Annotated in this window: 12 protein-coding genes; 9 read left to right on the top strand and 3 right to left on the bottom strand. The window is 73.7% G+C overall.

Going from position 1 to position 12,552, the window contains the following annotated elements; translation table 11 throughout:
* Positions 1-369: 369 nt before the first annotated feature.
* The gene (locus ACA361_RS07330) at positions 370-1,446 is read left to right on the top strand and encodes a tartrate dehydrogenase (RefSeq protein WP_375011048.1); all 1,077 of its coding nucleotides are present in this window, start codon (positions 370-372) and stop codon (positions 1,444-1,446) included.
* Here ACA361_RS07330 and ACA361_RS07325 read toward each other — a convergent pair.
* The gene (locus tag ACA361_RS07325) at positions 1,430-1,984 is read right to left on the bottom strand and encodes a LysR substrate-binding domain-containing protein (protein ID WP_375011047.1); all 555 of its coding nucleotides are present in this window, start codon (positions 1,982-1,984) and stop codon (positions 1,430-1,432) included. The genes ACA361_RS07330 and ACA361_RS07325 overlap by 17 nt on opposite strands.
* Positions 1,985-2,017: 33 nt before the next feature.
* Positions 2,018-2,359, bottom strand: coding sequence for a DUF5713 family protein (locus tag ACA361_RS07320; RefSeq protein ID WP_375011046.1), 342 nt, complete (start codon positions 2,357-2,359; stop codon positions 2,018-2,020).
* Between the two features lie 219 nt (positions 2,360-2,578).
* Here ACA361_RS07320 and ACA361_RS07315 point away from each other — a divergent pair, with 219 nt between their 5' ends.
* The 3 genes from ACA361_RS07315 (at position 2,579) to ACA361_RS07305 (ending at position 5,466) form a co-directional block, all read left to right on the top strand.
* Complete coding sequence (locus tag ACA361_RS07315) at positions 2,579-3,061, top strand: PH domain-containing protein (protein ID WP_375011045.1); 483 nt, start codon at positions 2,579-2,581, stop codon at positions 3,059-3,061.
* 220 nt (positions 3,062-3,281) lie between these two features.
* On the top strand, positions 3,282-4,505 hold the full coding sequence (locus tag ACA361_RS07310; protein WP_375011044.1) for an NAD(P)/FAD-dependent oxidoreductase: 1,224 nt from the start codon (positions 3,282-3,284) through the stop codon (positions 4,503-4,505).
* Positions 4,506-4,515: 10 nt separating this feature from the next.
* Positions 4,516-5,466 (top strand): sigma-70 family RNA polymerase sigma factor, encoded by a 951-nt coding sequence (locus ACA361_RS07305; protein WP_375011043.1) that lies wholly within the window; start codon positions 4,516-4,518, stop codon positions 5,464-5,466.
* A 47-nt stretch (positions 5,467-5,513) separates the two neighbouring features.
* On the opposite strand, the gene ACA361_RS07300 is transcribed toward ACA361_RS07305, so the two are convergent.
* On the bottom strand, positions 5,514-7,151 hold the full coding sequence (locus ACA361_RS07300; RefSeq protein ID WP_375011042.1) for an amidohydrolase: 1,638 nt from the start codon (positions 7,149-7,151) through the stop codon (positions 5,514-5,516).
* 164 nt (positions 7,152-7,315) lie between these two features.
* On the opposite strand from ACA361_RS07300, the gene ACA361_RS07295 reads away from it, so the two are divergent.
* Genes ACA361_RS07295 through ACA361_RS07275 form a run of 5 tightly spaced genes read left to right on the top strand, consistent with a single transcriptional unit; the run spans position 7,316 to position 12,552 of the window.
* Complete coding sequence (locus ACA361_RS07295) at positions 7,316-8,800, top strand: amidohydrolase (protein WP_375011041.1); 1,485 nt, start codon at positions 7,316-7,318, stop codon at positions 8,798-8,800.
* On the top strand, positions 8,797-9,156 hold the full coding sequence (locus ACA361_RS07290) for a hypothetical protein (protein ID WP_375011040.1): 360 nt from the start codon (positions 8,797-8,799) through the stop codon (positions 9,154-9,156). The genes ACA361_RS07295 and ACA361_RS07290 overlap by 4 nt, the downstream gene beginning before the upstream one ends.
* Positions 9,153-9,842 (top strand): ABC transporter permease, encoded by a 690-nt coding sequence (locus ACA361_RS07285; protein WP_375011039.1) that lies wholly within the window; start codon positions 9,153-9,155, stop codon positions 9,840-9,842. The genes ACA361_RS07290 and ACA361_RS07285 overlap by 4 nt, the downstream gene beginning before the upstream one ends.
* Positions 9,839-11,773, top strand: a complete 1,935-nt coding sequence (locus tag ACA361_RS07280) for a dipeptide/oligopeptide/nickel ABC transporter permease/ATP-binding protein (protein ID WP_375011038.1) — start codon at positions 9,839-9,841, stop codon at positions 11,771-11,773. The genes ACA361_RS07285 and ACA361_RS07280 overlap by 4 nt, the downstream gene beginning before the upstream one ends.
* The gene (locus ACA361_RS07275; RefSeq protein WP_375011037.1) at positions 11,770-12,552 is read left to right on the top strand and encodes an ATP-binding cassette domain-containing protein; all 783 of its coding nucleotides are present in this window, start codon (positions 11,770-11,772) and stop codon (positions 12,550-12,552) included. Before ACA361_RS07280 ends, ACA361_RS07275 begins: the two co-directional genes overlap by 4 nt.

Raw genomic sequence — 12,552 nt, 5'->3', positions numbered from 1 at the left:
TCCCCGCTCGAAGGAGCGCGATGGTCCGCGGCTTCGCCTGCCGGCCGCGCTCGCCGTGGACGCGACGCTGCTCGAACTCGGCACCCTCAGAGGCCACCGAAACACGAGCGTGCTCGCACACCACACCCAAGCCGGCACCGCCTTGACGGCTGGGATCCCGCCGCCGTGCGCGGCGACCTGGCCGGCCTCATGGCCGGGCGGACCCGCCCTACACAACGACGCCGCCGTGTCTGTCGGCCTGGCCTTCCGGGGATGGGACGTATAGGGGCTTCCTATGAATGGGATCGGCAGTCGGTCTTGGACGGGCGCGGTGGCGGCACGTTTGACTCGGAGGACGTTCGCTCGCCGATTCTCATTTGAGGAGCTCCCATGACACGTCAGCGCAGGTTTCGGATCGCCGCCATTCCCGCCGATGGGGTGGGAGCGGAGGTCGTCGCCGCAGGCCGCCTGGTGCTGGACGCGCTCGCCGCGGCGTCCGGCGGCACGTTCAGCTTCGAGTGGACCGAGTTCGACTGGGGCTCGGACCACTACGCCGAGCACGGTGTGATGATGCCCGGCGATGGGCTGGAGACCCTTCGGGACTTCGATGCGATCTACTTCGGGGCGGTCGGCTGGCCGAGCGTGCCCGATCACGTGAGTCTGTGGGGGCTGCGCCTGAAGATCTGCCAGGGGTTCGACCAGTGGGCCAACGTCCGGCCGGTGCACTTCCTGCCCGGGGTGGTCAGTCCGCTGCGCAAGGCCGACGACACCGAGCTGGACTGGGTGGTGGTCCGCGAGAACAGCGAGGGCGAGTACGCCGGTCTGGGCGGCCGTAACCTGTCGGCCCGTGGGGCGGGTGGCGAGGTCGCCGTCCAGTCCGCCCTGTTCACCGAGGTCGGCTGCGAGCGCATCATCCGCTTCGCCTTCGATCTCGCGCGCACCCGGGCGCATAAGAAGGTCTCCAGCGTCACCAAGAGCAACGCCCAGCAGTACGGCATGGTGCTGTGGGACGACACCTTCCGCCGCGTCGCCGGCGACTATCCGGACGTCGAGACGGAAAGCGTCCTGGTGGACGCGATGTCGGCCAAGTTCGTCCTGCGTCCTGAGGAGCTGTCGGTGGTCGTGGCCTCCAATCTCAACGCCGACATCCTCTCCGATCTGGGCAGTGCCCTGGCCGGCAGCCTGGGGCTGGCGGCCAGCGCCAACCTGAATCCCGAACGCCGTTTTCCCAGCATGTTCGAGCCCGTCCATGGTTCGGCTCCCGACATCGCAGGCCAGGGCGTGTGCAACCCCATCGGCGCGATCGGCAGCGCCGCGCTCATGCTCGACCACCTCGGCCTTCACCAGGAGGCCGCCCGCCTGAACAAGGCCATCGAGGCCACCACCGGCGCGGGCGTGCTGACCCCTGACGTCGGGGGCACCGCCACGACCGCCGACGTCACCCGGGCGGTCATCGGCCACCTGTGATCAGAGGTCGTTCGGTGCCGGGGTCCCCGTCCGGCCAGGCGGCGGCCATGTCGAGGAACGCGCGGGCGGCCGGGGTCAGGACGGCAGGTCTGCTGACGAGTGCGACGCGCAGGTGGGAGGCCGGTTCGATGTGATGGACGGCGGCGCCGGCGCGTTCGGCGAGCGGTGTCCACGACGCGGGCATGACCGCGTGCCCGAATCCGGCGAGGACCAGGGGCAGGATCGAGGTGCGGTGGGCGATCTCGACGGCGATGCGCACCTGGGTTCCGCCGGCCAGGATGTCGTCGACGAGCCGGCGCATCAGGCTGCCGCGCTGGGAGACGATCAGCCAGCGGCCGTGCAGATCGGTACGCCGCACCGTGTCCCCGGCGGGAAGGTCGTGGTCGGGGGGCGAGATGAGGATCAGTGGCTGGTCCTCGATCGGCAGGACGCGCAGCTCGGCGGCGTGCAGATCGCCCGCCGAGCCGAGCAGGCCGATCTCCGCGGCGCCGGAGCGCACGCTGTCGATGACCTCGTCCAGCGCCTCACCAAGACCCACCCGCGAGTCTCTTCGCGCGGGGCTTGGAGGAGGTCACCAGTCTCTGGTGGCGATCAGCTCTTCCCCGTCCGCCTCCGCGAAGCCGTACGCCGATGCGACGAACCAGAAGTCGTCGGCGATCAGCTCCCGTGCCACGGTCTCGATCTCGCTGTCGGCCGCGTGGAACTTCTCATCCAGCGTGTTGAACTCCTCGGTCGCGGCCTGCGTCAGCGCGTACAGGGCCGCCAGGCCCGTCGGCCGCTCGGCCTCGATCCGCTCGCACAACCGCAGCAGGATCGCCTTCCCCTCGTCGACGAGGTGGTCGGGGAAGTGGCCGTCCTCGTACAAGCCCCGCAGGAAGGCATGGTCGGCTACCTGCTGGTTGGTCGGTGACATCGTGGCCTCCTTCGGGAACGGGACTCCGATATTGCACTGCGCCACCGACAACCGGCCCGTCCAGTCCGAGGCTGAGAGACGGCCGGATCCTGCCGGCACCGGTAGGTGACGTCTCAAGCGCTTCGTCTGGTCCGGCCCTCGCACGATCGCTAGATTGGGCTGTGGATCACCGTCTGACCGCGGTCTTCGGATGGTGTGCGTAGGGCCTCGGAGGCGACCATGGCTGCTGACCCGTTCAGGCGCGAGTACCGGGCAGACCCTGGGACGTTCGTCGGCACGGCCTTCCTCATGGGTGTCTTCTTCACGGTCGTGACCGTCATCGTGGTGCGGGCGGAGAACCATCCCGCGATCAAGGTCCTCGTGCCCGGACTGCTGATCGGGATCGCCGCCCTCCGCCTGGGGACCGAGATGCGGACGCGGACCTGCGTGTCCCGAGACCGCATCCTCAAGCGCGGACTGTGGCGGACCACTGCGACACCATGGCAGGCGATCCAGGGCATCGAGACCAGGCGTGGATTCAGGAACTCGCACGTCGTGATCCGCGACTGCCAGGGCAGAGAGATCTGGCTGCCGCATCTGGGCTCCAGCGAGGTCGATGTCGACAAGGAGGCCCGCGTCCTGCGGGAGATCTGGGAGAAGCGGCGAGGCTCGCGCTGGGAGCCGATCCCCGATGTGACCACCAGCCTTCCTCGCGGAGGGTAGCCCGGGCCCCTGTGGGGAATCAGGGCACCTATCGCCCGCCGCCAGTGGAACCCGAGTCGCGCGCACGGGTGCGCGGTGCATGACGTCGCCGGCTGGGCCGGAGCCGTGTACCAGGCTGCCCAGAGTGCTCTGTGACCCACGTCATGTCCGGTGCGTGTCAGGAATCGGGTCGCTGTCCCGCTCAAGTCACCGAGAGCAGGCGAACCGACAGGAGCATCACATGAAGCACCGCATCGTCGTCCTCGGCGCCGGATATGCCGGGGCCTACGTGGCCGGGAACCTGGCCCGCCGGCTGTCCTCGGCCGACATCGAGATCACCGTGGTGAACGCGGTGCCGGACTTCGTCCAGCGGTTGCGGCTGCACCAGCTGGCGGCCGGCCAGGACGTCGACGCCCCGAAGCTCGCCGACGTCTTCGCGGGCACCGGGATCGCGCTGCGCGTGGCCCGGGTCACCGAGGTCGACCCCGAGCGGCAGGTCGTCGCCGTGGCCGACGCCGACGGCGGCGGCGAGGTCGGCTACGACACGCTCGTGTACGCGCTCGGCAGCCACGGCGCCGGCCATGCCGTCCCCGGCGCGTCCGAGCACGCCTTCGACGTCGCCGCCCGGCCCTCGGCGCGGCGCCTGCGCGAGCGGTTGGACGGCCTGGAGAGGCAAGGCGGGGGCGGGCGTGTGGTGGTCGTTGGCGACGGGCTGACCGGCATCGAGACCGCCACCGAGTTCGCCGAGTCGCGGCCCGGGCTGGCGGTGACGCTGGTGGCCCGCGGTGAACTCGGCGCCCGGCTCTCCGCCGGGGCCCGCGGCCACCTGCGCCGGGCCTGCAACCGGCTGGGCGTCACCGTCGTGGAGCACACCAGCGTCGAAGCCGTCGACGCGACGCGGGTGCTGTGCGCCGACGGGACCGTTCTGGCGTCCGACGCGACCGTGTGGACGGCCGGCTTCGCGGTCGACCCCATCGCCGCCGCCGGCGGGCTGGAGGTCACCGAGAGCGGCCGGATCATCGTCGACCGCACCATGCGGTCGGTCTCGCACCCGAACGTCTACGCCGTCGGCGACAGTGCCCACGCCATCGGCGACAACGGCCGGCCGCTGCCGATGTCCTGCGCCTCGGCCGGCTACACCGGACGGCAGGCCATCGAGGCGATCATGGGACGGCTGACCGGCCGCGAGATCGCGCACACGAAGCTGGTCTACACCTACAACCACATCAGCCTCGGGCGGCGGGACGGGATCCTGCAGCCGATCGACGACCGGGGACGGGCGAAGCCGAAGCACACCGGCGGCCGGGGAGCCGCGCGGATCAAGTCGGCTATCCTCACGACGTCGCTGTGGGCGACCTCCCACCCGACCTTCGGCATGCCCAAGCGCAGGCGCCGACTTGCCGGACCGGGCGTGCCCGCCGAGCACGCGGCCGCCCGCCGAGAAGACGGCCGCCTGGCCGCTTAGGACGGTCCGCGTGGACGACATCGCCACCGATCGCTTCGACACCGATCGGTTCGAGGCCAGCCGGGCCCGGCTGGCCTCGCTGGCCTACCGGCTGCTGGGCTCGGCCGCCGATGCCGAAGACGCCGTGCAGGACGCGTTCCTGCACTGGCAGGCCGCCGACCGGCAGCGGATCGAGGTGCCGGAGGCCTGGCTGACCAAGGTGACCACCAACCTGTGCCTCGACCGGCTCCGTTCCGCGCGGGCCCGCCGGGAACGCGCCGCCGGCGCCTGGCTGCCCGAGCCGCTCCTGGACGGCGACCCGATGCTCGGCCCGGCCGACACCTTCGAGCAGCGCGAATCGGTCTCCCTGGCCATGCTGACCCTCATGGAACGTCTGACCCCTGTTGAACGGGCGGTGTTCCTCCTGCGCGAAGCGTTCTCCTACAGCCACGCCGAGATAGCGGAGATCCTCGACATCACCCGGTCCGCGAGCCAGCAGCATCTCCACCGGGCCCGGCGCCGCGTCACCACCGCGCGGCGCCGCGGCGGCGAGGCCGACGCCGCCTCCGCCCGCAGGATCGCCGAGCAGTTCTTCGCCGCCGCCACCTCGGGCCGTACCGAACGGCTGGTGGAGCTGCTCACCGACGACGCGACCGCGATCTCCGACGGTGCCGGCCTGACCGAGAAGCTGCTGCACTACGACACCGCGCAGCGCATCGCCGGCGTCGTCCGGGCCGGCTTCAAGCCCACGCCCGCGAAACGTCGCCTGGCCGGCGGCACGCCCGCCGTCCATCACGCGCTCGTCAACGGCGGCCCCGCCCTGCTCTTCGTGCTGGGTGACCAGGTCGTCGGCGTGGTGGCGTTCGAGATCGGCAACGGCAGGATCTCGACCGTGCGCGGGATCGCCGCCCCCGCCCGGCTGGCCCGCCTCACCGAAGCCTGGCGGCGCGGGACGGGCGCACCGCTCATCGACCACTGGTGACCCGCCGCGAGCTCATACCGCCGCCGCGCGATGACCGGTGCTGCGCCTCACTCGGCGGCGGTGAAGGTCGGGTGGCCGGAGCGGTAGGTGGTCTCGACGCGCAGGTCGTAGAGGGCCTCCGGGGGGACGGCGCGGGGGTTGCCGGACACGACGACCAGGTCGGCGCGCTTGCCCGGTTCCAGGCTGCCGACGGCGTCGTCGAGATGGAGCTGCCAGGCGGCGTCGATGGTCTGGGCGCGCAGGGCCTGGTCGACGGTGAGGCGCTGTTCGGGGGCGAGGACGCGGCCCGTCCCGCGCGTACGGCGGTTGACCGCGGTGGCGATGTTGCCGAGGGGGTCGGCCGGTGAGCACTGGCCGTCGTTGTGGAGGGAGACGCGCAGGCCCGCGTCCAGCGCGGAGCGGGCCGCCATCCAGCGGGCGCCGTGCTCGGCGCCGAAGAGGTCGTCGATCAGGACGTCGCCCCAGTGGTAGAGATGCTGGATGAAGAGGCTGACCGTGGCGCCCAGGGAGGCGGCGCGGGCGAACTGGTCGGGGCGCAGCGCGCCGCAGTGCTCCAGGCGGGGGCGCCAGTCGGCGGGCGCGAAGGCGCGCGAGTGCTCGTAGGCGTCCAGGACGGCGTCGGCCGACACGTCGCCGTGGACGTGGCAGGCCAGCTGCCAGCCCTGGCGGGTGTACGCGGCGGCCAGCTCGGCCAGCTGCTCGGGCGGGTAGTTCATGCCGCCGTGGTGGCAGGGCTCCAGGCCGAGGCGGCGCGTCGCGTCGGTGTCCAGGTAGGGGAACGTGGTGGCGATGTTGCCGTGCCAGGGGGTGCCGTCCGCCCACAGCTTCATGCCGATCCGCGCGTACGGCGCATCGGCGGACACGCGGGCCGGGGCGAGGTGGCCGGGGTCGGCGGCGTTCTCGGGGGTGCCGACCTCGTACGCGCGGACGCGGAGGGGGCAGCCGGGCTCGGCGGCCAGCGCGGTGAGCGCGGGTTCGAGGGCCGGATCGAGCCCCAGTTCGGCGACCGTGGTGAGGCCGGCGGCGGCGTGCCGGGCGTACGACCAGCGCAGCCGGTCCAGGACGGTCGACCGGCTCGCCTCGACGACCGGCGTGGTCATCCGTACCACGGCGGGCGTCTCGCGGACCTCGCCGGTGAGCTCGCCGTCCGGGCCGCGGACGATCTCCGAGCCGGCCGGGGCGGGGGTGCCGCGGCCGATCCCCGCGAGGGCGAACATGGCGGTGTTGCCCCAGGCCGAGTGGCCGCTGTTGGAGAGGACGACGACCGGGTTGCGCGGCGCGATCTCGTCCAGCCACGCCATCGTGGGGCGTTCGAGGCCGCTTTGCAGGAGGACGTCGATGCCGTAGAACATCAGCGGGACGCCGGGCGCGGCGGTGCGGAGCGCGGTCCGGACGCGCCGCATGACGTCGGCTCCGGTGGGGGCCGTGAACGGGCGCACGTCCACCGCGGGCGGGGCCAGGCACAGCGCGACGGAGACCGGGTGGCCGTGCGGCTCCACGAACCCCGGCAGCAGCGCCCGGCCGGCCAGGTCGACCACCCGGGTCCAGCGGGTGCGCAGCGCCATGACGTCGGCGGCGGCGCCGACGGCGGTGATCACGCCGCCGGTGACCGCGAGCGCCTCGGCCTCGGGGGCGCCGGGCGCGAGGGTGACGACCGGGCCGCCGGTGAAGATCAGGTCTGTCATGGCGTCCAGGTACCACGGCCCGGCCGGGGCGGACCAGCGGGAGCCCGGCGGGGTGGCTCGTTCGTGCAGGGGCCCGGCCGCCGAGGCGTGTTTCGTGCAGAGCCGGGACGGCGCGCGGCGCTCTCCAGCACGATGCGAGCAAAGCGACCACCAGGAGGGCCCACATGTCCGAGTCCCTGAGCACCGCCGCGAAGGCGCTCCAGCCGGAGCTGGTACGGCTCCGCCGCGATCTGCACCGGGAGCCGGAGCTCGGCCTGGAGCTGCCGCGCACCCAGGACAAGGTGCTGAACGCGCTGGACGGGCTGCCGCTGGAGGTCACCGCCGGTGAGCGGCTCACGTCGGTGACCGCGGTGCTGCGCGGCGCGCGGCCGGGCCCGACCGTGCTGCTGCGCGGCGACATGGACGCCCTGCCGGTGACCGAGCGCGGCGACGCGGACCTGATCTCGCGGACCCCGGGCCGGATGCACGCGTGCGGGCACGACCTGCACACGGCGATGCTCGCCGGGTCCGCGCGGCTGCTGGCCGGGCGGCGCGACCGGCTGGCCGGGAACGTGGTGTTCATGTTCCAGCCGGGGGAGGAGAACGCGGGCGGGGCGCGGATCATGCTGGAGGAGGGCGTGCTGGACGCGGCGGGGGAGCGGCCCGTCGCCGCGTACGCGCTGCACGTGTCGTCGGCGGTCGTCCCGCAGGGCCTGTTCGTCAGCCGGGGCGGCCCGATCATGGCGGCAGCGGACCGGCTGCGGGTCACGGTGCGGGGGACAGGCGGGCACGGCGCGTCGCCGCACCTGGCCCGCGACCCGCTCCCGGCCGCGTGCGAGATGGTGTCCGCCCTGCAGAGCATGGTGACCCGGGCGAAGGCCGCCGACATGGCGTTCTTCACGGGCCCGGACGCCAAGAGGTTCTCCGGCGGCGCCGGGTACCGGGTGGAGACGGCGCCCGCGGTGCGCATGTTCCTGATGTTCAACGAGCGCTCCGGCCACCCCGGGGCGGACGAGAAGGTGCGGCGTGCGATCGCGCAGGCCGTCGATCCCGCGGCGTTCGGGAACGCGGCGGCGCTCGGCCGCGGCGAGCGGCTGACCAGCATCGCCGAGGCGGCCGTCCCGTGCGTCAGCAAGGACGCGTCGCTGCTGGTGAAGCCGGACGCCGCCGCGGCCAGGAAGGCGCTCTCCGGCCTCAAGGTCACCGTGGCCGGCACCAACGCGATCGCGGGCGGCGCCGGGAACACCTACGTGCAGGCGGCGCTGCGCGCGGCCGGCGCGGACGCCGAGCTCCGCAACCTCGACAACGCCACCTGGTCCACCGAGGTGCTGGGCAACCAGGGCGACTGGGACGTCAACGTGATGGCGCACCTCAACCTCACCCTCACGATGACCAACCCGGCCTCGCTGTTCGCCGGGGAGCCCGCGCCCAAGGGCCGCAACGTCGGCGGCGTGCGGAACCCCGGGATCGCGAAGGGCATGGGCGCCGCCCTGGCCACCACCGACGAGACCGCCAAGTGCGAGGCGTGGGCGCGGGCGCAGCGGGCGCTGCTGGAACGGGTCCACGCCGTCCCGCTGACGGCCGTCAACACGACCTACGTCTTCGGCGGCCGGGTCGACGCGATGCTGCCGGGCGGGCTGTTCGACATCTCGACCCTGGTCCTGAAGTGACGGCCGAGACCCTCGGCAAGGCCGGTGAGGCCGACGAGGCCGGCGGGACCGGCGCGCCGGACGCGGACGCCGGGCGGAGGCGGCGGTCCCCCTGGCTCGGCTTCGCGATGCGGCGCCTGGCCGGGCTGGGGGCGGTGCTGGCGACGCTGGTCACGGTCACGTTCCTGATCGTCCAGCTCATCCCCGGTGACCCGGCCCGGGTGCTGGCCGGGCCGGACGCCGGACCCGAGCAGATCGCCGAGGCGCGGGAACGGCTCGGCCTGGGCGAGCCGCTGGTCCAGCGGTTCGCCGCCTACGTGGGCGGGCTGTTCCGCGGCGACCTCGGCACCTCGTTCACCACCGGGGGGAGCCGGTGACCGGGATCATCACCTCACGGCTGCCGTTCACCGCCGAGCTGGCCTTCCTGGCGATCGCGGTGGTGCTGCTGGTCGCCGTCCCGCTGGGGATGGCCGTCGCGATCGCCTCCCGGGGCGGGCGGCGGCGCCGGCTCGGCACCGGGTTCACCTTCACCACCAGCCTGGCGGGCGCCGTACCGGAGTACATCCTCGGCACGCTGCTGGTGCTGGTGTTCGCGATCATGCTGGGGGCGCTGCCGGCGGCGGGCGCCGAGACGCCCAGCGCGCTGATCCTGCCGGTCCTGGCGGTGGCGGTCGCGCCGATCTGCACGCTGGCGCGGATCGTCCGCCGGGAGACCGCGGCGGTGCTGGACCAGGACTACATGCGCACCGCCCGCGGCAAGCGGCTGCCGGCGCTCACCCTCTACACCCGGCACGCGCTGCCGAACCTGCTGACCAGCACGCTGACGCTGGGCGGGCTCATCCTGGCGCACATGCTCGGCGGGACGATCATCGTGGAGAGCGTGTTCGCCTGGCCCGGCCTCGGCACCCGGGTGGTCGAGGCGATCCTGAACCGCGACTACCCGGTCATCCAGGGCGTCGTGCTCACGCTCGGCGTCATCGCCACCCTGCTCAACCTGCTGATCGACGTCCTGCTGGGCGTCCTGGACCCGCGGACCCTGACCGGAAAGGCGGACCGCACATGACCGCGCCCACCGTCGAGGCGACGACCGCCGCGGCCGCCCCTGCGGCGGTCGCGGGGCGGCGCCGCTGGAACGCGCCGCTCGCCTTCGGGCTGGCCGGGCTCGGGCTGGTCGCCGCGCTGGCGGTGCTCGGACCGGTGGTCTGGGGCGCCGAGGCCGAGCGGCTGTCGGGAACGGCGCGGGAGGGCGCCTCCGCCGCGCACTGGCTGGGCACCGACGCGCTCGGCCGGGACGTGTTCGCCCGCACGATGACCGCCACCCGGCTCACCCTCGTGATGACCGCGCTGGCCACCGGGATCGCCGTGATCGCCGGGGTGCTGCTCGGCTCGGCGGTGTGGCTGGCCGGGCACCGGGTCCGCGAGCTGGGCCTGCGGCTGATCGACATCATGGTGTCGTACCCGCCGGTCATCCTGGCGCTGGTGGTCACCGCGATCCTCGGGGCGAGCCCGGAGGCGACGGTGATCGGCATCGGCATCGCCGGCAGCCCGTCGTTCGCGCGGCTCACCGCCAACCTGGCCGCCTCCGTGGCCGGCCGCGACTTCGTGGCAATGGCCCGGCTGCTGGGCGTGCCGCGGCGGCGGCTGATGCTGCGGCACCTGATGCCCAACATGGCCGAACCGCTGCTCGTGCTGGTCTCCGTCGCCTTCGCCACCGTGCTCGTGTCGCTGTCGGGCCTGTCGTTCCTCGGACTGGGCGTCCAGGAGCCGCGGTACGACTGGGGCAGCCTCCTGAACGCGGGCCTGGCCGGCCTCTACACCAACGCCGCCGAGGCCGTCGGCCCGGCCGTCGCGATCGTCTTCACCGGGCTGTGCGCCGGCTTCGTGGGCGACGGCCTCGCCGCCTCGTTCAACCCGCACGAACGGTCACCGCGCCGCGCCGCCAGGGCGGCGGCCGCCGCGCCCCTCACGGCTCCCGCCACCGCCACCGGCGCGGAAGCGGACGCGGACGACGGCGCGGTGCTGGTCGCCGAGGACCTGTCGGTGGTCCTCCCGGACGGCACCCGGCCCGTGGACGGCCTGAGCCTCCGCCTCGCCCCCGGCGAGATCGTCGGCGTCGTCGGCGAGTCCGGCTCGGGCAAGAGCCTCACCGCGATGTCGGTGGCCCGGCTGCTCCCCGAGGGGCCGCGGGCCGAGGCCCGTACCCTGCGGCTGGGCGACCTGGACCTGCTCGACCCCGGGACCGCCGGAGCCAGGAGGCTCGCCACCGAGATCGGCGTCATCTACCAGGATCCGACCGCCTCGTTCAATCCGGCGCTGAAGCTCGGCGGCCAGCTCACCGAGGCCGTCCGCACCCACGGCGGCATGGACAGGGCGACCGCGCGCGAGGAGGCCGTCGAGCGGCTGCGCTCGGTACGGGTGAGCAGCCCCGAGATCCGCGTCCGGCAGTACCCGCACGAGCTGTCGGGCGGCATGCGGCAGCGCGCGATGATCGCCGCCGCCCTGCTCACCCGGCCCCGCCTGCTCATCGCCGACGAGCCGACCACCGCGCTGGACGTGACCGTCCAGGCCGACGTGCTGGCCCTGCTCCGCGAGACCAACGAGCGCGACGGCACCACCGTCCTGTTCATCTCCCACGACATCGGCGTGGTGACCGCGGTCTGCCACCGGGTCCTGGTGATGTACGCCGGCCGTGTCGTCGAGGAGCTCACGGCCGAGGAACTGCGGGCGGGGCGGGCGCGCCACCCGTACACCCGGGCGCTGCTCGCCGCGACCCCGCGCGTGTCGGACGATGCCGGACGCCTGGCCGCCATCCCCGGCCGGCCGCCGCGGCCCGGCGAGCGCCCGGCCGGATGCGCCTACGCGCCGCGCTGCCCGCTCGCGCGCGACGTCTGCCGGCGGGAGCGGCCCGGCCCCGTCCCGTACGGGGACGCCGGCGGGACCGCCGCCTGCCACGCCCTGACCTGGAGCGACGAGACCGTGGGAGGCGACCGATGAGTCCCGTACTGGCCGCGCACGACGTCACGGTGACGTTCGGGCACGGCGGCCGCGCGCGGACCGTCCTGCACTCGGTCGGGCTGGACCTGGACCGCGGCCGCACCCTCGGCCTGGTCGGCGAGTCCGGCTCGGGCAAGTCGACGCTCGCCCGCGCCATGATCGGCCTGACCCGGCCCCGGTCCGGCCGGATCCTGCTGGACGGTGAGGACGTCACCGCGCTGCGCGGCCGCCGCCTGACCGGCCTGCGGCGCCGCGTCCAGCTGATCCCGCAGGACCCGTACGGGTCGCTGAACCCGCGGATGACGGTCGGCGAGGCCGTCGCCGAGGCCATCGAGCCGCGCCGCGGCGGCCTGCGGCGGCACGGCGACGCGGTCGCCCGCTGGCTGGAGACGGTGGCGCTGGACGCCTCCGCGGCCACCCGCTACCCGCACGAGTTCTCCGGCGGGCAGCGGCAGCGGATCGCGATCGCCCGCGCCCTCGCCGTCGAGCCCGAGGTCGTCATCGCCGACGAGGTCACCTCCGCGCTGGACTGCTCGGTCCAGGCCGAGGTCCTCAACCTGCTGGTCGACCTGCGCGCCCGGCTCGGCCTCACCATGCTGTTCATCTCCCACGACCTGGCCGTCGTCCGGCACGTCAGCGACGAGGTGGCGGTCATGCGCCACGGCCGGATCGTGGAGCGGTCCGCGCGGGACGAGCTGTTCGAACGGCCCCGGCACCCGTACACGCGGCTGCTGCTGGACAGCGTCCCCGACGCCGTACGGCCGCCGGCCGCCACCTAG

This window comes from Actinomadura sp. 21ATH (assembly GCF_041951345.1).
In the GTDB taxonomy this organism is placed as follows: Bacteria; Actinomycetota; Actinomycetes; order Streptosporangiales; family Streptosporangiaceae; genus Spirillospora.
The sequence above is the reverse complement of the archived record's forward strand: the minus strand, read 5'-3'. Positions and strand labels throughout refer to the sequence as shown.